The organism is Pantoea graminicola (genome assembly GCF_048452665.1).
Lineage (GTDB): Bacteria > Pseudomonadota > Gammaproteobacteria > Enterobacterales > Enterobacteriaceae > Pantoea.
The window spans coordinates 649,436-673,761 of record NZ_JBLWSJ010000002.1; the positions used below are offsets into that span (position 1 = coordinate 649,436).

The window sequence follows — 24,326 nt, forward strand, 5'->3', positions numbered from 1 at the left end:
AAAGGATGGCAGATGCCATCCTTTTTATGCTGTTTCACAACGGGTTAGCGATTATGCATAAACCGGCAGACGGCCGCAGATATCCAGCACTTTCTGTTTGGTGCGCTCAATGGTCGCTTCGTCATTGATGTTGTCCAGCACGTCGGCGATCCAGCCCGCCAGTTCACGCACATCAGCTTCTTTGAAGCCACGACGGGTTACTGCCGGAGTGCCGATACGGATACCGGAGGTAACAAACGGGCTTTTCGGATCGTTTGGTACGCTGTTTTTGTTGACGGTGATGTTGGCACGGCCCAGCGCCGCATCCGCCTCTTTACCGGTCAGGTTCTTGCTCACCAGATCGATCAGGAACAGATGGTTGTGCGTGCCGCCAGAAACGATGTCGTAGCCGCGCGCAATCAGCACCTCTACCATCGCTTTGGCGTTTTTTGCTACCTGCTGCTGGTAGGTTTTGAATTCCGGCTCCATCGCCTCTTTGAAGGCCACGGCTTTACCGGCGATAACGTGCATCAGAGGACCACCCTGACCGCCCGGGAAGACCGCCGAGTTCAGTTTCTTGTAGAACTCTTCGTCGCCGTTTTTCGCCAGGATGATGCCGCCGCGCGGACCCGCCAGGGTTTTGTGGGTGGTGGAGGTCACGATATGGGCATGCGGGATCGGGCTTGGGTAGACCTCAGCGGCCACCAGACCGGCAACGTGTGCCATATCAACAAACAGCCAGGCGCCGACGCTGTCCGCGATCTCGCGCATTTTCGCCCAGTCGCAGACGCCGGAGTAAGCTGAGAAGCCGCCGACAATCATTTTTGGCTTGTGGGTTTTCGCCAGTTCAGCCAGTTCGTCGTAGTCAATTTTACCGGCTTCATCGATACCGTAAGCCACGACGTTATAGAGTTTGCCTGACAGGTTAACCGGTGAACCGTGAGTCAGGTGTCCACCGTGCGCCAGGTTCATGCCAAGAATAGTATCGCCCGGCTGCAGCAGCGCCGTGTAAACCGCAAAGTTAGCCTGGGAACCGGAGTGTGGCTGCACGTTAGCGTAATCAGCACCAAACAGCGCTTTAGCGCGGTCGATAGCCAGTTGCTCAACGATATCAACGTATTCACAACCGCCGTAGTAGCGTTTGCCCGGATAACCTTCAGCGTATTTGTTGGTGAGCTGAGAACCCTGCGCCTGCATAACACGCGGGCTGGTGTAGTTTTCAGAAGCAATCAGTTCAATGTGCTCTTCCTGACGCACTGTCTCCTGCTCCATTGCCTGCCACAACTCGGCATCGTAATCGGCAATGTTCATATCACGCTTTAACATCCGGATCTCCTGACTCAGCTAACTTTCTGACGGTATTTACCCCTCTTCAGGGGCGAAGGCCCACAGTGTAAACCGTTTTAACAGGTGAAGGTAGGGTGAACCGCCTCTTTTTACGCAAACGTTTGGCTGGCGACTGGCATCGCCTTTTTACACCTTTTGCCGTGCCTGCCACACGGTGTTCCTCCCCCGCCCGCGACCGCCGTTTTTTGCCATGCACACAAAAGTTGCCACTCTGACAGCCTGAAAAAGGAGCCGCATATTTACAGCGTGGACCGTTCAGCCATAAGATGCATTTAAAATACATCTTTTAACCTGAGGTCCTTTTTATGCTTGATGCCCAGACAATCGCCACCGTTAAATCGACCCTGCCTGCCATCGCCGCCTGCGGCCCGGCGCTGACCGCACACTTCTATGACCGCATGCTGTCGCGCCATCCGGAACTCAAAAATGTCTTTAACATGAACAACCAGCGCAACGGCGATCAGCGGGAAGCACTGTTCAATGCGATCTGCGCCTACGGTGCTAACCTGGAGAACCTGGCCGTGCTGCTGCCTGCGGTAGAGAAGATCGCCCAGAAACACACCAGCCTGAATATTCAGCCTGAGCAGTACGCCATCGTTGGCGAGAATCTGCTGGCGACCATTCAGGAAATGCTGAATCCGGGCGATGAGGTGCTGGCGGCATGGGGACGCGCCTATGGCGTGCTGGCGGATCTGTTTATCCGGCGGGAAGAGGAGATCTATCAGGCAACAGAACAGCAGACCGGCGGCTGGCGCGGCACCCGCGCCTTTCGCATCAGCGCCATTGAGCCGCAGAGCGAGGCGATCAAGAGCTTTACCTTCACGCCGGTCGGTGACGGCCCGGTTGCCGCCTTTAAACCAGGTCAGTATCTGACGATTCATCTGCAACCCGCCAGTTTCGCCCATCACCAGATTCGTCAGTATTCACTGACGCACCTCAGCAACGGCAAAGATTATCGTATCGCGGTGAAACGTGAGGCGCAGGGCACGGTCTCAGGCTGGCTGCATGAGCACGGCCGGGTGGGCGATGTGCTGCAGCTGGCCGCGCCGCACGGCGACTTCTTCCTGGATATCGACTCTGTCACCCCGGTGGCGCTGATCTCTGCGGGCGTCGGGCAGACGCCGATGCTGGCGATGCTGCATGCGCTGGCGGCCAGCCACCATCCTGCGCCTGTCAGCTGGCTGCACGCGGCGGAGAACGGTAAACAGCACGCCTTTGCCGAAGAAGTTCGTGACACGGGGGCACCGCTCTGCGATTTCGCCAGCCGGGTCTGGTATCGCCATCCTACGGCTGACGATGCCGGTCGTTATGATGCGGAGGGCGTGATGGATATCAGTCAGCTCTCTGCGCGGCTCACCTTACCCGAAACGCACTTTTACCTCTGTGGTCCGCTGGCCTTCATGCAGCATGTGGTGGCGCAGCTGCGTGATGCCGGGGTGACAGAAACACATATCCACTACGAACTCTTTGGCCCGCATAAAGGGATGTGACAGCCCCATAAAAAAAGCCCGCAGCGCGGGCTTTTTGTTCTGCCGAAGAGAGAATCAGATCGCCTCTTCATCCTCTTCGCCGGTACGGATACGCACGACGCGCGCCACGTCAAAGACAAAGATCTTACCGTCACCGATTTTGCCGGTCTGCGCGGTGCGCATAATGGTCTCGACGCAGGTATCAACGATATCGTCGCCAACCACTATCTCGATTTTCACTTTCGGTAAAAAGTCGACCATATATTCTGCGCCGCGATAGAGCTCGGTGTGCCCTTTCTGGCGGCCAAAACCTTTGACTTCGCTCACGGTCATCCCGGTGATGCCCACTTCCGCTAAGGCTTCACGAACATCATCGAGTTTGAATGGTTTAATAATCGCATCAATCTTTTTCATGTCAGACCCTTTTTCACTCCCTCCATGGTCAGAGGGTATATCAAGTATAAATGTTGCTGGCGCTGTCGGGCGGTAATATCCGGGATTCTTCGGGCGGCCGCAAGCGCTGTCAGACTACGCCAGGTACTGCGACCGATCCGGGCCGTGGCACACCCGGTCAGCACAAGGTGTTTCCGGGCTACTCTTTAAAATCACTGGCATCCAGTTCATGGCGGGAGAGCAGCTTGTAAAACTCGGTGCGGTTGCGTCCGGCCAGGCGTGCGGCATTGGTGACGTTGCCTTTGGTCATCTGCAGCAGTTTTCGCAGGTAGTTCAGCTCGAACTGATTGCGGGCCTCCGCAAAGGTCGGCAACGCGCTGTTTTCGCCGCTTAACGCCTGCTCCACCAGCGCATCGCTGATCACCGGCGATGAGCTGAGCGCAACGCACTGCTCAATCACGTTCACCAGCTGGCGGACGTTGCCCGGCCAGCTGGCGGCCATCAGGCGCTTCATCGCATCGACCGAAAAACTGCGCACCTGAGGTTTATGGCGCTCCGCGGCCTGACGCAGCAGATGATTCGCCAGCAGCGGGATATCCTCCGTGCGCTGATGCAGCGCCGGAATTTTCAGGTTCACCACGTTGAGGCGATAGAAGAGATCTTCGCGGAACTCTTTTTTCTCCATCGCTTTTGGCAGATCGCGATGCGTCGCAGAGATGATACGTACATCGATATCAATATCGTGATCGCTGCCCAGCGGCCTGACCTTGCGTTCCTGCAACACCCGCAGAAGCTTTACCTGCAGCGGCTGAGGCATGTCGCCGATCTCATCCAGGAACAGCGTGCCGCCGCCCGCGGTTTTAAACAGGCCGTCACGGGCGCTGACCGCACCGGTGAAAGCCCCTTTCGCATGTCCGAACAGCTCGGACTCCAGCAGCTGCTCCGGCAGTGCGCCGCAGTTGATGGCCACAAAGGGTTTACCGTTGCGCGGGCTGGCGGCGTGGATCGCCTGTGCCAGCATCTCTTTGCCGGTGCCGCTCTGGCCGTTAATCAGCACGCTGACATCTGACTGCGCCACCATGTGCGCCTGCTCCAGCAGCCGCAGCATCAGCGGACTGCGGGTAACAATCGCTTCGCGCCAGCGGTCGTCGCTGACCGGTGCCTGCTGAGCCAGCGCCTCATCAATTGCTTTATAGAGCGCATCCCGATCCACCGGTTTGGTCAGGAAGCTGAACACGCCCTGCTGAGTGGCGGAAACAGCATCCGGGATGGAGCCATGCGCGGTCAGGATAATCACCGGCAGACCGGTATGGCGTTTCTGAATCTCGCCAAACAGCGCCAGGCCATCCATTTCATCCATCCGCAGATCGCTGATCACCAGTTCGATTTTCTCTTTCTGCAGCAGACGTAACGCTTCGGGTCCGCTGGCCGCTGTGGTGACCTGATAACCTTCGCTGCGCAGACGCATTCCCAGCAGCTTCAGCAGGCTGGGATCGTCATCCACCAGCAGCAGTTTTGCCGCCTGTCTGACCATTACTGTTCCTCCTCCTGCGGCAGCGCCGTGCCGTGACCGTTGTCAGAGACATCCGGCGCTTTGCGTGACGAGAGCTGACGCTCAATGTCAGTCAGCCGCTCCAGCTTATGCTGTGTGTCACTGAGTTGTTGCTGTTGTTTCACCATCTGCTGGCGCGTCGCCTCCAGCTGGGCATCGCTGCTCTGCTGGAGATGCGCATAACGGGTGCGTGCCTCGCTCAGGTCGAGCTGCGCGGTCTGATTGCTGCGCCAGAGCTGAATCAGCGGGCGCAAAGAGGAGGGGAAGTCGCTGCTGTAGCGATCCAGGGTTTCCACATAGCGACGACGCTCGACGGGCGTGACGTTGCCGTTGGACATCAGCACGCCCTGCTTAAAGGCGCGCGACCAGCTCTCAGCTGGCCAGCGGTGGGCTTCTGCCCGGGCTTCGGCGGGGGAAAGATGCTCCGCGCAGTCGATCGCCCGCATCCAGTAGAGGGGATTATTCAGCGCCTCGCCCTTCTCCACCGGCCACAGGTCGTTGCAGCGGATCGCCAGATAATCAGCGACTCTGACCTCGGGTTCCGCCACCTGATGGCCTGACGGCAGAGAGGAGGTGGCCGGGGAGGTCGTACAGCCGCAGAGCAGCAGCGTGCTCAGCAGCAAAGCGGGTAAATATTTCATCGGTCAGACATTCCCGGCTGTGGTGTTCAGTTCAATTCGAAAACAGACGTCAGCCTGCTCGCAGGGGACCAGCGTCAGGTCGCCGTGCATCCGGCGCAGGCAATCCTTGGCAATACTGAGTCCCAGCCCGCTGCCTTTTACCGGCCCTTTGCGCTGCTGGCTGCCCTGGAAGAAGGGTTCGAAAATCATCGCCTGCTCTTCCGGCGGGATCGGCGTTCCGCTGTTCGCGACCTCAATCCATATCCTGTCGCCCTGCTGCTGACTGCGCAGCCAGATGGTACCGGATTCGCTGCCGTAGTTCACGGCGTTCGAATAGAGGTTATCAATGACCCGCATCAGTAACGTCGGTTCAGCAAGGCAGTGGCTGACCTGGAGATCGACCACCGTCTGCATCAGTTTGGCGCGCGCAGAGAGTGCATGGGCGTTAACCACGTTCTCCACGATCTCCGTCACGCTGACCGGTTCAAGCTGAATCGGGCCATCCGCCAGTTTGCGGTTGTAATCCAGCAGTTGCTCGATCAGGCGCTGCAGATGGCGGCTGCTGCCGTCGAGGATGGTCACCACCTCTTTCTGGTCGGCGTTCAGCGATCCGGCGACTTCATCAGCCAGCAGCTCGGTGCCTTCGCGCAGGCTGGCCAGCGGCGTTTTCAGCTCGTGAGAGAGATGGCGCAGAAACTCGTGACGCTGCGACTCCAGCCACTGCAGCCGTTCGCTGAGCCAGACGATACGCTGCCCCAGCGAGCGCAGCTCACGCGGGCCGCGAAATATTACGCTGTTGCCCAGCTCCCGGCCCTCTCCCAGCCGGTTGATCATGCGTTCGATGCGCTTAACCGGGCCGATGATCATGCCGGTAAACAGCAGCATCAGCGCCAGGCTGATGATAAACAGAATCAGCGCCTGCCAGCCGAAAAACTGGCCACGATCGGCGATTTCGCGCTGCAGTTGCAGGCCGCGCGAAAAGACCACCTCGCGCGTCTCCTGCACCATCTGCGCGTTGGTGACGGAGAAGCGGTCCAGCGCCTCGGCGGCGCGCGGAACGGGGTTGCCGTTATCACATTGCAGCGGCGTCAGCAGCGGCAGGGTCGCCTGCAAAATCCGGAACACCGGCAGCTCAGGCAGGCTGGCGCTGTGCGAGTTCAGCATCTGACTGTAACGGGTATGCTGAGTCTGATAGAGGCGAGCCAGCGAGGCATCATCCAGCACACAATACTGACGATAGCCGCGCTCCAGCTCAACAGCCGTTCGTGCCATCGCCTCACTTCTGCGCACGTCGGTGAAGGTGTTGCGGTTGGTGTCCGCGGCCTGTTCGCTTAACGCAGAGAGACTCTCCCACGCCTGCCAGGCCAGCACCAGTAACGGCAGCAGGACCAGAACAAACGCCATCAGCACCAGCTGACGCAGCGAGCGGGGAAATAAACGCCATTTTTTCACGCAGCCGTTTCCTCAGAAAGTTGCTGTCTGGATGCTAGCGGACTCTGCTGGCGGAAGAAAGGGGAAGAAAAGAAAACGGCAGGCTCAATGGCCTGCCGCTGGCGCGACGCGTGAGGCATCGCGTAAAAATGGGTGGAGCCTTACTCAACGTGACGTCCGGTGGTTGATAACGCAAGCGATTATCGGTCAGGTGGACGGCAGGCTCCGTTTGGTGCGTCATTCGGGCTTTATGAGCTCTTTTCCGCCAGGCGGGGCAATCATAAACAGGTGAATGAGCAGTGCCAGAATTATAGCAAGTTCCGTGCCAGAAAATAAATCATTATATTTTTCAGCGGATTGAATCTTTATGCCGCTGAGAGGCTGCGAAAAGTCTGATGGACATTGTCCGATCTGTCTCCGGCAGGCGACACTAATCGGCGGCCCGGACGCTGTCATTGAAAATCAACAGGATAGATGTCGCCATACAGCGACAGTGCCCTGTACCCGCTGTCGCTATTTGCCAACAGCATCACAAAAAAACAGGAGGCACACTGGCCTCCTGTTTTTTTTCAGCGGTCGGTATTAACCCAGTTGCCTGCGCGCATTACGGAAGATACGCATCCAAGGACCATCCTCGCCCCACTCGGCCGGATGCCAGGAGTTGCTGACGGTACGGAACACGCGCTCCGGATGCGGCATCATGATGGTGACGCGACCACTTTCGTTGGTCACGGCGGTGATGCCGTTCGGTGAACCGTTCGGGTTAGCCGGATAGGTTTCTGTCACCTTGCCGAAGTTATCGACAAAGCGCAGGGCCACCAGGCCTTTCGACTCCAGCGCCGCCAGGTGCGCAGCGTCACGAACTTCCACAAAGCCTTCACCGTGGGAAACGGCGATCGGCATATGTGAACCGGCCATGCCATCCAGCAGCAGTGACGGACTGGCGGCCACTTCGACCAGGCTGAAGCGTGCTTCAAAACGCTCAGACTGGTTGCGGACGAAGCGCGGCCAGAGGTCGCTGCCCGGGATCAGCTCGCGCAGATTCGACATCATCTGGCAGCCGTTACAGACGCCCAGCGCCAGGGTCTGCGGGCGGTGGAAGAAGGTTTCGAACGTGTCACGCACGCGTGGGTTAAACAGAATCGATTTCGCCCAGCCTTCACCGGCACCCAGCACGTCGCCGTAGGAGAAGCCGCCGCAGGCAACCAGCGCCTGGAAGCCATCCAGATCGCGGCGTCCGGCCAGCAGATCGCTCATGTGCACGTCAATCGCGGTAAAACCGGCCCGGTCAAAGGCGGCCGCCATCTCTACATGTGAGTTAACGCCCTGCTCACGCAGCACCGCCACTTTTGGCCGTGCGCCCGTCGCGATCATCGGCGCCGCCACATCTTCCTGCGGATTAAAGGTCAGATGGACGTTCAGGCCAGGATCGCTGTCGTTTTTCTTCGCATCATGCTCCTGATCGGCACACGCCGGGTTGTCACGCAGGCGCTGCATCTGCCAGGTGGTTTCAGCCCACCAGGTGCGCAGCGTGGTCCGGCTTTCGTTGTAGACCGCGCTCTCTCCGGCGCGGATCACAAAGCGATCGCCCGGCTGTGCGCTGCCCAGCAGATGAGTGCAGGCCGCCAGGCCGTGATCCGCCAGGATCTGCTCAACCGCTGCGCGATCGGCGGCGTTGATCTGGATCACCGCGCCCAGCTCTTCGGTGAAGAGCGCGGCCAGGGCATCGCTGCCCAGCGAGGCGATATCCACGTCGACGCCGCAGTGACCCGCAAAGGCCATCTCCGCCAGTGTCACCAGCAGACCGCCATCGGAACGGTCGTGATAGGCCAGCAGTTTCTGCTCCGCCACCAGCGCCTGAATCGCATTGAAGAAACCGGCCAGCTGTGTGGCATCACGCACGTCCGCCGGTTTGTCGCCAAGCTGGCGATAGACCTGCGACAGCGCGGTTGCGCCCAGCGTGTTCGCGCCATTACCAAGGTCGATCAGCAGCAGCAGGTTATCCTGATCGGCCTGCAGCTGTGGCGTAACCGTGCGGCGGACATCTTCGACGCGCGCAAAGGCGGTGATGACCAGCGACAGCGGCGAGGTCATCTCACGCTGTTCGGTGCCTTCCTGCCAGCGGGTTTTCATCGACATCGAATCTTTGCCGACCGGGATGGTGATCCCCAGCGCCGGGCAAAGCTCTTCGCCGACCGCTTTCACCGCCGCATATAACCCGGCATCTTCACCCGGATGACCGGCTGCGGACATCCAGTTGGCCGAGAGCTTCACGCGCTTCAGTGAACCAATCTGAGTGGCCGCCAGGTTTGTCAGGGCTTCACCGACCGCCAGGCGTCCCGAGGCCGCGAAGTCCAGCAGCGCCACCGGCGAACGTTCGCCCAGCGCAAAGGCTTCGCCGTGATAGCTGTCGAGGCTGGCGGTGGTGACCGCGCAGTTGGCAACCGGGATCTGCCACGGACCGACCATCTGGTCGCGCGCCACCATGCCGGTCACGCTGCGGTCACCGATGGTGATCAGGAAGGTTTTTTCTGCCACGGCGGGCAGATGCAGGACACGGTTCACCGCATCGACCAGCGTGATCCCGTCACGCTGCAGAGCCTCGCCCTGAGCCTGCAGGGTGACGACATCCCGCGTCATCTTCGGTGTTTTACCCAGCAGGACATCAAGCGGCATGTCGATCGGCTTATTGCCGAAGTGACTGTCTTCCAGGCTCAGATGCAGCTCTTCGGTCGCTTCGCCGATGACGGCGAACGGCGCGCGCTCGCGCTGGCAGATCGCCTCAAACTGCGCCAGCTGGTCAGGGGCCACGGCCATCACATAACGTTCCTGCGATTCGTTGCACCACACTTCCAGCGGGCTCATGCCTGGCTCGTCGCTCAGGATGTCGCGCAGGTTAAAGCGGCCGCCACGACCGCCGTCGCTGACCAGCTCCGGCATGGCGTTGGAGAGACCGCCGGCACCCACGTCGTGGATAAACAGAATCGGGTTTTTGTCGCCCAGCTGCCAGCAGCGGTCGATCACTTCCTGACAGCGGCGTTCCATCTCCGGGTTGTCACGCTGGACCGAGGCGAAGTCGAGATCGGCATCCGACTGACCTGAGGCCATTGATGACGCCGCACCGCCGCCCAGGCCGATATTCATGGCCGGACCGCCCAGCACCACCAGCTTCGCGCCTACGGAGATCTCCCCTTTCTGCACATGGTCGGCACGGATATTACCGATGCCGCCCGCCAGCATGATCGGCTTGTGATAGCCGCGCAGTTCGGTGCCGTTGTGGCTGGTCACCTGCTCTTCATAGGTACGGAAGTAACCGTTCAGCGCAGGACGACCAAATTCATTGTTAAACGCCGCGCCGCCGAGAGGGCCTTCGGTCATGATCTCCAGCGCACTGACGATGCGGACCGGTTTGCCGAAGTCCTCTTCCCACGGCTGTTCGAAGCCCGGGATACGCAGGTCAGAGACCGAGAAGCCCACCAGGCCCGCTTTTGGCTTGGAGCCGCGTCCGGTGGCACCCTCATCACGGATTTCCCCCCCGGAACCGGTCGCCGCACCTGGCCACGGCGAGATCGCCGTTGGGTGGTTATGCGTTTCGACCTTCATCAGGATGTGTGCCGCTTCCTGATGCCAGTGATATTCATTCTCTCCGGCGTCCGCAAAGAAGCGTCCCACTTCGGAGCCTTCCATGACGGCGGCGTTATCTTTATAAGCAGAGAGCACGTAGTCCGGCGTCTGCTCCATCGTATTCTTGATCATCTTAAACAGCGATTTCGGCTGCTTCTCGCCGTCGATCACCCAGTCGGCGTTGAAGATCTTGTGACGACAGTGCTCTGAGTTCGCCTGGGCGAACATATAGAGTTCGATGTCGTTTGGATTGCGGCCCAGGGCAGTAAACGCTGCCACCAGATAGTCGATTTCATCGTCGGCCAGCGCCAGACCCAAGGCGGTGTTTGCCTGAACCAGCGCCTCACGGCCCTCGCCCAGCAGATCCACACTTTTCACCGGCTGCGGCGTATGGTGCGCGAAGAGTTGCTCAGCCTGCGCCAGATCGCTGAAGACCGTTTCCATCATGCGATCGTGCAGCAGCGTACCCAGCGTCTGCCACTGTGCTTCCGTCAGCTGCGGAGCCTGCACATAAAAGGCCAGACCGCGCTCCAGACGGCGCACCTGCGGCAGTCCGCAGTTGTGGGCAATGTCGGTGGCTTTGGAGGACCAGGGGGAGATGGTACCGGGACGGGGCGTCACCAGCAGCAGACGCCCCTGCGGGGCATGTTCAGCCAGAGAGGGACCATATTTCAGCAGGCGCTGCAGACGGCTCTGTTCGTCGGCGCTTAAGGGCGTGCTGACATCAGCGAAATGGATGTACTCAGCGTAAATATCACTCACCGGCAGATGAGCGTCCTGAAAGCGGGTCAGCAGTTTGTTTACACGAAATGCCGACAGGGCGGGCGAACCACGCAGAATTTCCATTAATAAGTCTCTCGTCAGGGCGCCGGGCGACGCAAATTGGGCGCAACAGGGAAAACGGGGCGTATTATAGAGAAAGCGACCTCGCGACGAAACCGTTTGCGCAGAATTTTTGGCGACCCGGATTTGCCTGAATTTTGCGCAAAAGCTGCTATAAAAGTTGCTCAGCGTCATTTTGTTGCGCAGAATGCCCCTCGCTCTGGGAGTTCAAAGAAGATAAATACTGCCTTTAAAAGACAGAGGCCTTAGAGCCAGCGAGAGATAACTATTTGAAACGCCTAAAATTTAATTATCTGTTTATCGGTCTGGTTGCCGTGCTGCTTGCGTTGGCGCTGTGGCCCTCCGTTCCCTGGTATGGGGGCGGTCAGGACGCGATTTCACAGATCAAATCACGGGGAGTGCTGCGTGTCAGTACCATCAATTCCCCGTTAACTTACTACACAGTGAACCGATCTCCGGCCGGTATGGATTATGAGCTGGCAAAACGCTTCGCCGATTATCTGGGCGTTAAACTCAAAGTGACGGTTCGACCTAACCTGAGCGACCTGTTTGACGATCTGGACGATGGCAAAGCCGATGTGCTGGCTGCGGGCCTGAACTACAACCGCGAGCGCCTGACCCGCTATCAGACCGGGCCGGGTTACTACAATGTTTCGCAGCAGCTGGTCTATCGCGTGGATAAGCCGCGCCCTAAAAACCTCGGTGATTTAAAGGGGCGGCTCACGGTCGCCTCCGGTTCGGCCTACCTCTCCACGCTGAAGAGCGCGCGTTCCAGCCAGTTCCCCGATCTGGACTGGGCGATCGCCACCGATCAGAGTCCTAAAGCCCTGCTGGAAGCGGTGGCCGACGGCAAGCTGGATTACACGATTGGCGACTCCGTGACGATCGCCCTGCTGCAGCGCATCTATCCGCAACTGGCGGTGGCATTCGACGTAACTGATGAAGAGCCGGTCACCTGGTATGTGCGTCACAGCGACGATGACAGCCTGAATGCCGCGATGCTCGACTTCTTTAATGGCATGGGCGAAGAAGGGGCGATGGCGCGGCTGGAGGAGAAATACCTCGGCCATGTCGGCACCTTCGATTATGTCGATACCCGCACCTTCCTGCGCGCCATCGACAATACGCTGCCCGACATCAAACCGCTGTTTGAGAAGTATGCCACCAGCATCGACTGGCGGCTGCTGGCGGCCATCTCTTATCAGGAGTCGCACTGGAATCCGCAGGCCACCTCGCCCACCGGCGTGCGCGGCATGATGATGCTGACCCGTAACACTGCCGACAGTCTGGACGTGGGCGACCGGACCGATCCGGAACAGAGCATTCGCGGCGGCAGTCAGTACCTGCAGGATATGATGTCGAAGGTGCCGCAGACCATCCCTGAAGATGAGCGCATCTGGTTTGCACTGGCGGCCTATAACATGGGCTATGCCCATATGCTGGATGTGCGCAAGCTGACGGCGCGTCAGGGCGGAAACCCCGATAGCTGGGCGGATGTGAAGCTGCGCCTGCCGATGCTGAGCCAGAAGCGCTACTACGCGCAGACGACCTATGGCTACGCGCGCGGGCACGAAGCCTATAACTATGTCGAAAATATCCGCAAATATCAGATAAGCCTGGTGGGTTACCTGCAGGAGCAGGAGAAGCGCCTGGCGCGGCAGGCCGAAGCGCAGGCGGAGCTGGCCAGAGGCTATCCGGCGGTCGAACCGACGATCGCCATGAACTAACCCTGGCGTTGCGCCTGGCGCAGCGCTTTTTTCTGCTCGCGCCGCATACGGAAGAAGTCGCTCAGCATGGCAGCACACTCCTCTGCCAGCACGCCGCTGTGTAATTCAACCTGATGGTTCATGCCGGGATGGCCGAGCACATCCAGCAGTGACCCCGCCGCCCCGCTTTTGATATCGTGCGCGCCATAGACCAGCCGGGTGATGCGGCTGTGCACCATCGCACCGGCGCACATCACGCACGGCTCCAGCGTGACGTAGAGCGTGGTATCCAGCAGACGATAATTCTCCAGCACCTTGCCGCCCTGCCGCAGCGCCATGATCTCCGCATGCGCCGTGGGATCGTGCTGGCCGATGGGCCGGTTCCACCCCTCGCCAATCACCCGTTCGTTCTGCACCAGCACGGCCCCGACCGGCACCTCCCCCTGCGCCCAGGCACGGCGTGCCAGGTCAAGCGCATGGCGCATCCAGTATTCATCTTGTTCTATCATGCAGACCACTCCGGGCGACTGAAAAGCGGCGCATTATAGCGATCTCCTCCTGCGTGTCGAAACTTATTCCAGCTGTTGCAGCTCACCGGCAGGTGTCACGCGCCAGCGATGCTGACAGAAAAAGAGCAGCGGGTTGTCCTGCTTGCTGTCGCTGTAGCCGCTGTAGAGCTGCAGCGGTGTGCCGATTTTCTCTTCGAGTTGCGCCACCTTTTCATGCCCCAGGCAGCGCATCGACAGTACCCGGCCGCCCCAGCCGCGCTGCATCTGGCTGGCGATCAGTTTGACCCGTGGCAGAAACGCCGAGTCGTAATAGACCTGCTCCACCAGCGACTGCGGCGATCCGGTAATCAGCCAGACATCGGCATCATCACTGCCCAGGTATTCGGTCAGGCGCTGCTGCACCACCGGAAAGGCTCTGACGCGCAGACGGAACCACTGCGCAAATTCCGCTTCCAGCCGCAGCAGGGTCTGTTCTGAGCGGCCAAAGGTAATCGACCAGAGCAGCAGGCTCATGGGCCAGCGGGCGGCCCGCCCTTTCAGCAGCAGGCCGATCCCCACCACCGGCAGCAGTGGTACCACCAGCAGCAGATTGAGCGGGCGGCGACGCAGCAGATAGCGCATAAAGGTGCCAAACATATCCTGCTGGTGCAATGTGCCATCCAGGTCGAAAAATACGATGCGACGATGTGTTCCCCTGGTCAAACAGCTCTCCTTCAGACAGATTCCGGGATGTTAAGAGTAGTGTAGCCATCATCAGGCGGCTCGGCGATGCGTGTCATTTTTAATTCCGATGACTACAATGCCTGATGAATAGTTTATTCTTCTCCGATTATCCCTGAATATTGAGGATTGGGCATGAGTTCATTGCTGCGCATTCGCCAGCTTTATCCCCGTCTGGCATTGAACGAGCGTCGGCTGGCGGATTTTTTACTGTCGCAGCCCGATCGGGCGCGCCACCTGAGTTCCCAGAAGCTGGCGGAAGAGTCCGGCGTCAGCCAGTCAAGCGTCGTCAAGTTTGCCCAGAAACTGGGATACAAAGGTTTCCCGGCGCTGAAGCTGGCCCTGAGTGAGTCACTGGCGGACAAGGATGCCATTACCGTGCATAACCATATCCTCAGCGACGACCCGCTCAAGATGGTGGGCGAAAAGCTGCTGACCGAAAAACTTTCGGCGATCCGTGCCACGCTGGATATTAACAGCGAAGAGAAGCTTAACGACGTGCTGCAGCTGCTGAAGAATGCCCGGCGTATTCTGCTGGTGGGCATCGGCGCATCGGGCCTGGTGGCAAAAGATTTCTCCTGGAAGCTGATGAAGATCGGCATCAATGCGGTCGCGGAGCAGGACATGCACGCGCTGCTGGCCAGCGTTCAGGCGATGGGGCCTGGCGACGTGCTGCTCGCTATCTCCTATACCGGAGAGCGGCGAGAGATCAATCTGGCGGCGCAGGAAGCCGCGCAGGTGGGCGCCGACGTGGTGGCCTTTACCGGCTTTACCCCTAATACGCTGCAGCAAAGTGCCAGCTACTGTCTCTACACAGTGGCCGAAGAGCAGAGCACCCGCAGTGCGGCGATCTCCTCCACCACGGCGCAGCTGGCGCTGACCGATCTGCTGTTTATGGCGCTGGTGCAGAACGATCCTGAACGCGCTTCCAGCCATATCCGCCACAGCGAGGCGCTGGTGAAAAAGCTGGTCTGATCAGCAGCAGCGCGTATAATACCCGCGCTTTTTCTGTTGTTATCAGGTGGGAAAGATGGCGCTGTTGATTACGTCCCGATGCATTAACTGCGATATGTGTGAACCGGAGTGCCCGAACCAGGCCATTTCACTGGGCGATGCGATCTATGAAATCGATGTCAGTCGCTGTACCGAATGCGTCGGCCACTATGAGGTGCCGACCTGTCAGCAGGTCTGCCCTATCGACAACACCATTATTACCAACCCACAGCACATCGAATCACGCGATGCGCTGTGGGAGAAGTTTGTGCTGCTGCACGGCTAGCTTTCGATAATCACCGTGGCACAGGCGTAGTGACGCTCATCGGCCAGGGTGACATGAACCCGGTTTACCCCCAGGTTCTGCGCCACTTCCGCCGCATGCTGGAAGAAACGGAGCCCCGGCTTGCCCAGCTCATCGTTGTAAACTTCAAACTGATTAAACGCCAGCCCACCGCGAATGCCGGTGCCAAAGGCTTTGGCCGCCGCCTCTTTGACCGCAAACCGCTTGGCGAGAAAGCGCACCGGCTGATGATGGGCCTGATACTGCTGCCATTCCGCTTCGCTCAGGACCCGACGCGCCAGCCTGTCACCGGCGCGTTCAATCACCCCGGCGATGCGTTCAATCTCAACGATGTCGGTGCCCAGTCCCAGAATAGCCATCAGCGACGCGCTTCACGCAGCAGCTGTTTCATCTCTTTCACGGCATCCGGCAGGCCACTCATCACGGCCCGGCCGATAATGGCATGGCCGATGTTCAGCTCGTGCATTTCCGGCAGCGCCGCAATCGGCAGCACGTTGTGGTAGGTCAGACCGTGACCGGCATTCACCTTCAGCCCCAGGCTGGCGGCAAAGGTCGCGGCGTGACGGATCCGCGCCAGCTCGGCGTCGCGCGCCAGCCCCTCTGGTGCTTCGGCGTAGGCACCGGTGTGGATCTCGATGTAGGGTGCGCCGCTGGCCACCGCCGCCTCGATCTGGCGATGGTCGGCATCGATAAACAGCGACACCAGGATGCCCGCATCACTCAGCAGACGCACGGCCGCGTTCATCTTCTCCTGCTGCCCGGCCACATCCAGACCGCCTTCGGTTGTCACTTCCTGACGTTTTTCCGGCACCAGGCAGCAGAAATGGGGGCGGATATCACAGGCGATGCCGATCATCTCATCGGTAACGGCCATCTCCAGATTCATGCGCGTCTGGATGGTGTCACGCAGGATACGCACATCACGGTCGGTGATATGACGCCGATCTTCGCGCAGGTGAACGGTAATGCCATCCGCGCCCGCCTGCTCGGCGATAAACGCCGCCTGCACCGGATCGGGATAGTTTGTGCCGCGGGCATTACGCACCGTGGCAATGTGATCGATATTGACGCCTAACAGCAATTCAGCCATGACCATCCTCACTTCTTTTCCATCGTGATGTTGAGTGTACCGCGCAAACCACGCCAGGCGGTACGACCCGCGCTATTCATCTGCCTGTTCAGGCTTTTTCTTCGGGACAAACTGGCGAAACAGCTCCTGACTTTTCAGCGGCTTGCCGCCCAGATAGGGTTTGAGGGCGATGCGGGTAAAGCGTTTGGCGGCGCGCAGCGTGGCGGCGTCAGGAAAATTCCGCTCAGACAGGGCCCGCAGTTCGCGGCCGGTAAAGCTGCGCTGACCGACCACCAGGCTGGCGATAAAGCCGCGCTCTTCGCGGTAGCTGTAGGTCATCTCATCGCTGACCGCCTCGCCACTGCCGGCGCAGTGCAGGAAGTCGACGCCATAACCCAGATGACCGAGCAGCGCCAGCTCAAAGCGGCGCAGCGCCGGTTCCGGCTGACCGTGGGTGGAGGCTAACGCCTGAAGGCAGTTGAGATAATCGAAGAAGAGTTCGGAGAAGGGAAACTCCTGCTGCAGCACGCGGGAGACCAGCTCATTGACGTAAAGACCGCAGTAGAGCGTGATGCCGCTGAGCGGTAAGGCCAGCGACACCGCTTCGGCATTGCGCAGGGTTTTAACTTCACCGCGTCCGCTCCAGCGCACCAGCAGCGGAGTAAAAGGCTGTAACGCACCTTTCAGCTGCGAGCGCCGCGACCGGGCGCCCTTAGCCAGTACCCGCACCCGCCCTTCGTTTTCGCTGAACAGGTCGAGCAGCAGACTGGTTTCGCTGTAGGGACGACTATGCAGCACAAAGGCGCGTTGCCAGCCTTCCATTGAATCAGAGATCGTCTGTATAACCCAGGCTGCGCAGCGCACGTTCGTCGTCTGCCCAACCGGATTTCACTTTCACCCACAGTTCGAGATGCACTTTGGCTTCAAACATCTCTTCCATATCCCTGCGCGCTTCGGTGCCGATGACTTTAATTTTGGCCCCTTTGTTGCCAATCACCATCTTCTTCTGGCCTTCGCGCTCAACCAGAATCAGGCCGTGGATGTCGTAACCGCCGCGTTCGTTCGTCACGAAACGCTCGATCTCCACCGTCACCGAGTAAGGCAGTTCCGCGCCCAGGAAGCGCATCAGTTTTTCACGGATCATCTCCGACGCCATGAAACGCTGAGAGCGGTCGGTGATGTAATCTTCCGGGAAGTGATGATCGGCCTGCGGCAGATGCTTGCGGGTAATCGCCGCAATGGTATCGACGTTCTTGCCGCTTTCCGCCGAGATCGGCACGATATCGAGGAAGTTCATCTGCTGGCTCAGGAACTGCAGATGCGGCAGCAGAACGGTTTTGTCCTGGATGTTGTCGACCTTATTGACCGCCAGCACCACCGGCACTTTGTTGTCGCGCAGTTTGTTCAGCACCATCTCGTCATCGGGTGTCCAGCGCGTGCCTTCGACCACAAAGATCACCAGCTCAACGTCGCCGATGGAACTGCTGGCTGCGCGGTTCATCAGACGGTTAATGGCACGCTTCTCTTCCATGTGCAGGCCGGGGGTATCGACGTAGATCGCCTGATAGTCGCCCTCGGTGTGAATGCCCATGATGCGGTGGCGCGTGGTTTGCGGCTTGCGCGAGGTGATCGACACCTTCTGCCCCAGCAACTGGTTCAGTAAGGTGGATTTACCGACGTTGGGTCGGCCAACAATCGCGACAAAGCCGCAATAAGTAACGTTTTCGCTCATTCGAGTCCTGAATTGTTCAGCGCCTGAAAGGGCGCCGAAAGAGTGCTATTTGAATCGTGTGTCATTCAGCGTCTGCTGACGCCGGGACAGCTCTGCGTCTGGTGTTATCGCGCCACAGCGGACGCCGTGACGCCGGCAGAACTATTCGAGACCTAATTTTATCAGCGCCTGTTCCGCTGCTGCCTGCTCAGCTTTACGGCGGCTGGAGCCGACACCGACAACCGGGTCGGCCATGCCACTCACCTGACAGTGAATGGTAAATTCCTGATCGTGGGCTTCGCCACGGACCTGCACCACCAGATAACTGGGCAGCGGCAGATGACGCCCCTGCAGATACTCCTGCAGTCGCGTTTTCGGATCTTTTTGCTTGTCGCCCGGACTGATTTCGTCGAGGCGGGTCTGATACCAGTCCAGGATCAGCTGCTCAACCCGTTCAATGCTGCTGTCGAGGAAGATACCGCCAATCAGCGCTTCCACCGTATCAGCGAGGATTGATTCGCGACGGAAACCGCCGCTTTTCAGCTCACCCGGCCCTAAACGCAGGCACTCGCCGAGGTCAAATTCGCGCGCCATCTCCGCCAGCGTATTACCGCGTACCAGCGTGGCGCGCATGCGGCTCATGTCACCTTCGTCAACCCGCGGGAAGCGGTGATAGAGGGCATTTGCAATCACATAGCTAAGAATAGAGTCGCCAAGAAATTCCAGGCGTTCATTGTGCTTACTGCTGGCGCTGCGGTGAGTCAGGGCCTGCTGTAACAGTTCCGAATGAGTAAAAGTGTAGCCCAGTTTGCGCTGAAGCTTGTTAATCAGGATGGGGTTCATGCGATTCCAGTTCTTTGTTGCGTCTGTGACTCTGCATACCAAACGGGGCTGGCAATCCAACACGTTCCGTTTGGTGTGCAGTGGCCTCCCTGAGGAGGCCACCCGATTTGCCTGTTAATCAGACAATAATTTAGTGAATACCGCCGATGCGACTGAATCGCACGCCGGTTGGCCACTGCCCTTCTTGTTTCTCAAAGCTCATCCAGATAGCGACCGCTTTACCCACCAGATTACGCTCAGGGACAAAGCCCCAGTAGCGGCTGTCGGCGCTGTTATCACGGTTGTCGCCCATCATGAAGTATTGCCCTTTCGGCACTACCCAGGTCGCCTGCGGCTGACCCGGCTGCTGAAAATACATGCCCGCCTGACTCTGCGCTTCGTTAACCAGCAGGATGTCATGCGTAACGTTGCCGATGGTCTCTTTGCGGGTTCCCAGGCGCAGTCCGCCGCGCAGCGTATCGCCCTGCGGCACCTGATAGAAGCCGTTGCCGGTTTCGTTGCCATCAAAGCCGCTGAAGGTCTGAATAAAATTGCTCGGTTCCACGTCAGTGTAGGTCACCGCTAACGCCGACACGCAGGCTTTTTCATCGGTGCAGGCCGGTTTCACCGTCAGCGTTTTGCTGTAAGGATCATAGATGACTTTGTCGCCCGGCAGGCCAATCACGCGCTTGATGTAGTCCAGGCTCGGATCTTTCGGGTATTTGAATACCGCGATATCACCCCGTTTTGGCTCACCGGTCGGGATCAGCGTGGTCTGGGTAATCGGATCCTTGATGCCGTAGGCAAACTTCTCCACCAGAATAAAATCGCCAATCAGCAGAGTCGGCATCATCGAGCCCGACGGGATCTGGAACGGCTCGTAAATAAACGAACGCACGATGAAGACCACGGCCAGCACCGGGAACACGGAGGCGGTGGTTTCCACCCAGCCTGGCTGAGAAGAGACCTTCGCCAGCGTTTTGCTGTCGAGCGCATTACCGGTCTGGGCCTGGGCCGCCGCCTGTTTCGCACGACGCTCAGGCGCCCATTTGAACCGATCAATAACCCAGACGATGCCAGTAATCAGCGTCGCTATCGCCAGAATCAGGGCGAACATATTAGCCATCAGAAATCCTTATTTGCTGTCCTTACCGACATGCAGAATGGCGAGGAACGCTTCCTGTGGCAGCTCAACGTTACCTACCTGCTTCATGCGTTTCTTACCATCTTTCTGTTTCTGCAACAGTTTCTTCTTACGGCTGACGTCGCCGCCATAACATTTGGCCAGCACGTTTTTACGCAGCTGTTTTACCGTCGAACGGGCGATGATGTGGTTGCCGATGGCAGCCTGAATCGCGATGTCGAACTGCTGACGCGGGATCAGATCTTTCATCTTCTCCACCAGGTCGCGTCCGCGATAAGGGGCGTTGTCGCGGTGCGTAATCAGCGCCAGCGCATCCACACGTTCACTGTTAATCAGAACGTCAACGCGCACCATGTCCGAAGGCTGGAAGCGTTTGAAGTTGTAATCCAGCGAGGCGTAACCGCGCGAGGTTGACTTCAGACGGTCGAAGAAGTCGAGCACCACTTCTGCCATCGGAATTTCATAGGTCAGCGCAACCTGCTTGCCGTGATAAACCATGTTGGTCTGCACGCCACGCTTCTCAATACAGAGCGTAATGACGTTGCCCAGGTACTCCTGCGGCAGCAGCATGTGACATTCGGCAATCGGCTCACGCAGCTCTTCGATGTTGTTCAGCGGCGGCAGCTTGGACGGGCTGTCGACATACACCACTTCACCACTGGTGGTCACCACTTCATAGACTACCGTCGGGGCGGTAGTGATCAGATCGAGGTCATATTCGCGCTCCAGACGCTCCTGAATGATCTCCATGTGCAGCAGACCCAGGAAGCCGCAGCGGAAACCAAAGCCCAGCGCCGTTGAGCTTTCCGGCTCATAGAACAGGGAGGCGTCGTTCAGGCTCAGTTTGCCGAGCGCGTCGCGGAAGGCTTCATAGTCATCAGAGCTGATCGGGAACAGACCGGCATAAACCTGCGGCTTCACTTTTTTAAAGCCTGGCAGCGCTTTGTCCGCCGGATTACGCGCGGTGGTCAGCGTATCGCCCACAGGTGCGCCGAGAATGTCTTTGATGGCGCAGACCAGCCAGCCCACTTCGCCGCAGTTCAGTTCGGTGCGGTCGACCTGTTTCGGCGTGAAGATCCCCAGACGGTCAGCATTGTAGGTCTGACCGGTACTCAGGACTTTGATCTTGTCGCCTTTGCGCATGGTGCCGTTTTTCACACGCACCAGCGAGACAACACCCAGGTAGTTATCGAACCAGGAGTCGATGATCAGCGCCTGCAGCGGGCCATCCGGGTCGCCTTCCGGCGGCGGGATATCGCGCACCAGACGTTCCAGCACGTCCGGTACGCCAACGCCGGTCTTGGCGGAACAGCGCACCGCATCGGCAGCGTCGATACCGACGATATCTTCAATTTCCTGCGCGGCGCGCTCGGGATCGGCGGCGGGCAGGTCAATCTTGTTCAGAACCGGCACCACTTCCAGATCCATCTCCATCGCGGTGTAGCAGTTCGCCAGTGTCTGCGCTTCAACACCCTGACCGGCGTCCACCACCAGCAGTGCGCCTTCACAGGCTGCCAGTGAGCGGGAGACTTCGTAGGAGAAGTCAACGTGGCCCGGGGTATCGATGAAATTGAGCTGGTAAGTTTCGCCGTCTTTCGCGTGGTAATCGAGTGTCACGCTCTGGGCTTTGATGGTAATGCCACGCTCGCGCTCCAGATCCATGGAATCGAGAACCTGCGCAGCCATCTCACGGTCAGTGAGGCCACCACAGATCTGAATAAGGCGGTCAGAGAGCGTAGATTTACCATGGTCGATGTGAGCGATGATGGAGAAATTTCTTATGTGCTTCATTTATTGGGATATCTTCGCTTAAAATTCAGTTGAAAATCTGAGCACAGACACATTCAGGAAGATCGCTCTTTACCCACAATCCTGTCAGCCTCATTAATGACGACGCATATTACACTGTTAACGCCGCGCATAAAAGAATGGAACGTGGTGGAAGCGAAACAGATATCTGCGCAGGGCAGAACAGACAAAGGCCGCGGAGTACGCGGCCTGGACACAGGTTACGCTTCGCTTTCAACACGCAGCGCATCGGGCGGTAAGGCAACGCTGAGAATGACGGGCTGAAAGGCTTCGCGATCGCCAAATTTCATCGACACGCCTTTGGCGACGATGAATCCACCGATGCCGCCCAGCAGCGCGCCACAGGCGGCCGCCAGGTCGCTGCCGAAGAGCGACTGAAACAGCCCCGCCACCAGAAACAGGCCAAAGAGCGGCGTCATGTAGACCAGCAGTGCCGATCCGAGCAGGCTGCTCTCTTTGATGCCCAGCTCAATGCGCTGGCCCGGCTGCAGCGGCTTGCTGCTGGCGATCTGCATCACATGCGCATTCTTCGGGCCGAGCTTGTTGAGCATATGGCTGCCGCAGCCTTTACGGGCCTGGCAGCTGTTGCAGGAGGTTTTTGCTTCCGTGTGCAGCGTGGCGATACCATCCTGCCATGCCACCACGGTGGCCCATTCTCTCATCATTTTTGTGACCCCAGGTCAATACTGTCCGCAATACGTTTCGCGGTAGAGGGCGGCAGTTCGCCGATCACCGCAATCTCGCTATTATTGCGCACAACGGTCTGGACCGTACGACGTCCAGTGCGCAATGTCTGCGTGTTACTGGTTTTATCGGCCGGCGTCACGTTAATGGCAAAGCTAAACAGCCCATCGCTGTAGAGCTTCGACTCCATATTTTTATTCAGGCCCGGCAGCGTACGACGGTTCTGCGACACCAGCGACATCCCGGCGGGTAACCAGCCAGGCTGCCAGCTGAGCGTCACCGCGTCCCCTTTCGGCACGGAGAGCGATGGCGGCAGATTCGCCTTTTCCAGCCCCTGCATCAGGTTGCGCACGCCCTCATCCACCGCAAAGCTGATAACACGGAACTGCTCCAGCGTTTCACCATCGCGGTCGAGCAGGTCGATGCGCAGCGGCAGCCTGGTGTCCACGTCCAGCCAGACCACATAACTGTAGCGGGTGCCGTCACGCGACACGATGCGCAGCACATCGCACATCTGATCGGCGATGCGCGAGCGGCCAACCGTGATGAAATCGTAGGCGGAGGAGAGCCTGGCGAAATCCGCAAAAATCACCGAAGGCAGTGCATCGATGATGTGCGTGCCGGGAAGGGAAAAGGGATCGAGTCCGGGTTCGAAATAGCTGATATCGTTGCCACGCTGGATCACTTCCCGGCGCGGTCCATCCATCTGCAGCAGCTGCGCAAAAATCCGGTTATCGATCACCGCGTGACGATAACGCAGCGATTCAATGCCGATGCGGGAGACGTTGATATAGGCGAATTCGTAGTTGAGGTTCTGGCTTGCCTGCTCCATCTGCTGCAATAGCGCCCCGGACGCAGAGGTTTGCGCCGGGGCCGCAGATGACCAGAACAGACTGCCTGCCAGCAGGCTAACAGCATACCAAAGCGGCTTCATTACTGCTGCTGCTGTCCTAATGATTGGTTTCCGGGAACATCAACCTGTGCCTGTTTTGGCGCACTGGTTTCAAACTGCAGCTGATCCGCGTGCAGGCGACGCTGAAGTTCATAGTCCTGCAGCATAGCGTTTACACGACGACGCTGGTCCTGCACCTGCTGATTGGCGCTGTTGGTATCAAACGCATCAGAAGGTACGCCCAGGCTGACCGGAGAGGCTTTGCCCATCATTGGCAGCGTGTTGAAGACCGGCGAGTCGGATGTCTGCGTGGCACTGCCCTGCGGCTGGTTGTAGTGCTGAACACCCACAATGACCGCCAGAGAAACACAGGCCGCGACGCCCACCTGGGTCAGTTGCGCAGCCCACGGACGCGCTTTTTTCCAGAACGGCATTTTTTCCCAGCGGGAAGGTTCTGGCTGAGCTTCAGGGATCAGCGTAGTCACCGTACGCAGCGGCTCTTTTTCAATGGCCGCCGCAACGCGCGCAGAGATATCAAAATGCAGATGCTCGCCAACATCACCGCGCATTGTGTCGCGAATCAGATGATAGCTCGCCCAGCTTTTCTGTAATTCTGCGTCCTTCGACAGGGCGGAAAACAGCTCGTTGTCTAAGGTTTCACCATCCATTAAAGCGGAAAGTTTTTCTTTCTGCATGCCTATGTAC

The 24,326-nt window shown here is 58.7% G+C and carries 22 protein-coding genes; 4 read left to right on the top strand and 18 right to left on the bottom strand.

What is annotated here, in order from left to right; genetic code table 11:
- Positions 1 to 51: 51 nt before the first annotated feature.
- On the bottom strand, positions 52 to 1,305 hold the full coding sequence (gene glyA, locus ACNY69_RS07020) for a serine hydroxymethyltransferase (RefSeq protein ID WP_111139133.1): 1,254 nt from the start codon (positions 1,303 to 1,305) through the stop codon (positions 52 to 54).
- A gap of 326 nt (positions 1,306 to 1,631) precedes the next feature.
- Here glyA and hmpA point away from each other — a divergent pair, with 326 nt between their 5' ends.
- Complete coding sequence (gene hmpA / locus ACNY69_RS07025; RefSeq protein WP_111139132.1) at positions 1,632 to 2,816, top strand: NO-inducible flavohemoprotein; 1,185 nt, start codon at positions 1,632 to 1,634, stop codon at positions 2,814 to 2,816.
- Positions 2,817 to 2,870: 54 nt separating this feature from the next.
- On the opposite strand, the gene glnB is transcribed toward hmpA, so the two are convergent.
- The 5 genes from glnB to purL all read right to left on the bottom strand — a co-directional run bounded on the left by glnB (position 2,871) and on the right by purL (position 11,261).
- Complete coding sequence (glnB, locus tag ACNY69_RS07030) at positions 2,871 to 3,209, bottom strand: nitrogen regulatory protein P-II (RefSeq protein WP_111139131.1); 339 nt, start codon at positions 3,207 to 3,209, stop codon at positions 2,871 to 2,873.
- A 178-nt stretch (positions 3,210 to 3,387) separates the two neighbouring features.
- Positions 3,388 to 4,722, bottom strand: a complete 1,335-nt coding sequence (gene glrR / locus ACNY69_RS07035; RefSeq protein WP_111139130.1) for a two-component system response regulator GlrR — start codon at positions 4,720 to 4,722, stop codon at positions 3,388 to 3,390.
- Positions 4,722 to 5,381 carry a two-component system QseEF-associated lipoprotein QseG gene (gene qseG / locus ACNY69_RS07040; protein WP_111139129.1) on the bottom strand — a complete coding sequence of 220 codons (660 nt, stop codon included), beginning with the start codon at positions 5,379 to 5,381 and terminating at the stop codon, positions 4,722 to 4,724. The genes glrR and qseG overlap by 1 nt, the downstream gene beginning before the upstream one ends.
- A 3-nt stretch (positions 5,382 to 5,384) precedes the next feature.
- Positions 5,385 to 6,812: a sensor histidine kinase gene (locus ACNY69_RS07045; protein ID WP_293772955.1), complete on the bottom strand. Its 1,428-nt coding sequence runs from the start codon at positions 6,810 to 6,812 to the stop codon at positions 5,385 to 5,387.
- Between the two features lie 561 nt (positions 6,813 to 7,373).
- A complete protein-coding gene (gene purL, locus ACNY69_RS07050; RefSeq protein WP_418797707.1) occupies positions 7,374 to 11,261 on the bottom strand; it encodes a phosphoribosylformylglycinamidine synthase in 3,888 nt (1,295 codons plus the stop codon).
- Between the two features lie 266 nt (positions 11,262 to 11,527).
- Between purL and mltF the strand changes: the two genes are divergently transcribed.
- Complete coding sequence (gene mltF, locus ACNY69_RS07055; RefSeq protein WP_111139126.1) at positions 11,528 to 12,985, top strand: membrane-bound lytic murein transglycosylase MltF; 1,458 nt, start codon at positions 11,528 to 11,530, stop codon at positions 12,983 to 12,985.
- On the opposite strand, the gene tadA is transcribed toward mltF, so the two are convergent.
- Positions 12,982 to 13,473, bottom strand: a complete 492-nt coding sequence (tadA, locus tag ACNY69_RS07060) for a tRNA adenosine(34) deaminase TadA (protein WP_293772958.1) — start codon at positions 13,471 to 13,473, stop codon at positions 12,982 to 12,984. The two genes, mltF and tadA, sit on opposite strands and share 4 nt — an antisense overlap.
- Positions 13,474 to 13,536: 63 nt before the next feature.
- Positions 13,537 to 14,175, bottom strand: a complete 639-nt coding sequence (yfhb, locus tag ACNY69_RS07065) for a phosphatidylglycerophosphatase C (RefSeq protein WP_111139124.1) — start codon at positions 14,173 to 14,175, stop codon at positions 13,537 to 13,539.
- 153 nt (positions 14,176 to 14,328) lie between these two features.
- Here yfhb and ACNY69_RS07070 point away from each other — a divergent pair, with 153 nt between their 5' ends.
- Together ACNY69_RS07070 and ACNY69_RS07075 are read left to right on the top strand one after the other, a co-directional pair.
- Positions 14,329 to 15,168, top strand: coding sequence for a MurR/RpiR family transcriptional regulator (locus ACNY69_RS07070; RefSeq protein ID WP_111139123.1), 840 nt, complete (start codon positions 14,329 to 14,331; stop codon positions 15,166 to 15,168).
- 55 nt (positions 15,169 to 15,223) lie between these two features.
- Positions 15,224 to 15,472, top strand: coding sequence for a YfhL family 4Fe-4S dicluster ferredoxin (locus ACNY69_RS07075; protein WP_111139122.1), 249 nt, complete (start codon positions 15,224 to 15,226; stop codon positions 15,470 to 15,472).
- Here ACNY69_RS07075 and acpS read toward each other — a convergent pair.
- The 10 genes from acpS to rseA all read right to left on the bottom strand — a co-directional run bounded on the left by acpS (position 15,469) and on the right by rseA (position 24,316).
- Entirely contained in the window at positions 15,469 to 15,849 is a 381-nt protein-coding gene (gene acpS / locus ACNY69_RS07080; protein WP_111139121.1) for a holo-ACP synthase, read from the bottom strand. The two genes, ACNY69_RS07075 and acpS, sit on opposite strands and share 4 nt — an antisense overlap.
- Positions 15,849 to 16,580, bottom strand: coding sequence for a pyridoxine 5'-phosphate synthase (pdxJ, locus tag ACNY69_RS07085; protein ID WP_111139167.1), 732 nt, complete (start codon positions 16,578 to 16,580; stop codon positions 15,849 to 15,851). The genes acpS and pdxJ overlap by 1 nt, the downstream gene beginning before the upstream one ends.
- 72 nt (positions 16,581 to 16,652) lie before the next feature.
- Complete coding sequence (gene recO, locus ACNY69_RS07090) at positions 16,653 to 17,381, bottom strand: DNA repair protein RecO (RefSeq protein WP_111139120.1); 729 nt, start codon at positions 17,379 to 17,381, stop codon at positions 16,653 to 16,655.
- A gap of 4 nt (positions 17,382 to 17,385) precedes the next feature.
- On the bottom strand, positions 17,386 to 18,291 hold the full coding sequence (gene era / locus ACNY69_RS07095) for a GTPase Era (RefSeq protein ID WP_111139119.1): 906 nt from the start codon (positions 18,289 to 18,291) through the stop codon (positions 17,386 to 17,388).
- 141 nt (positions 18,292 to 18,432) lie between these two features.
- Positions 18,433 to 19,113: a ribonuclease III gene (rnc, locus tag ACNY69_RS07100; protein ID WP_418797710.1), complete on the bottom strand. Its 681-nt coding sequence runs from the start codon at positions 19,111 to 19,113 to the stop codon at positions 18,433 to 18,435.
- 130 nt (positions 19,114 to 19,243) lie between these two features.
- Complete coding sequence (lepB, locus tag ACNY69_RS07105) at positions 19,244 to 20,218, bottom strand: signal peptidase I (protein ID WP_367395702.1); 975 nt, start codon at positions 20,216 to 20,218, stop codon at positions 19,244 to 19,246.
- Positions 20,219 to 20,227: 9 nt separating this feature from the next.
- The gene (gene lepA / locus ACNY69_RS07110) at positions 20,228 to 22,027 is read right to left on the bottom strand and encodes a translation elongation factor 4 (RefSeq protein WP_111139117.1); all 1,800 of its coding nucleotides are present in this window, start codon (positions 22,025 to 22,027) and stop codon (positions 20,228 to 20,230) included.
- Between the two features lie 218 nt (positions 22,028 to 22,245).
- Complete coding sequence (gene rseC / locus ACNY69_RS07115; RefSeq protein ID WP_111139116.1) at positions 22,246 to 22,710, bottom strand: SoxR-reducing system protein RseC; 465 nt, start codon at positions 22,708 to 22,710, stop codon at positions 22,246 to 22,248.
- The gene (rseB, locus tag ACNY69_RS07120) at positions 22,707 to 23,663 is read right to left on the bottom strand and encodes a sigma-E factor regulatory protein RseB (protein ID WP_111139115.1); all 957 of its coding nucleotides are present in this window, start codon (positions 23,661 to 23,663) and stop codon (positions 22,707 to 22,709) included. Before rseB ends, rseC begins: the two co-directional genes overlap by 4 nt.
- Positions 23,663 to 24,316, bottom strand: a complete 654-nt coding sequence (rseA, locus tag ACNY69_RS07125) for an anti-sigma-E factor RseA (RefSeq protein ID WP_111139114.1) — start codon at positions 24,314 to 24,316, stop codon at positions 23,663 to 23,665. Before rseA ends, rseB begins: the two co-directional genes overlap by 1 nt.
- Positions 24,317 to 24,326: the final 10 nt, after the last annotated feature.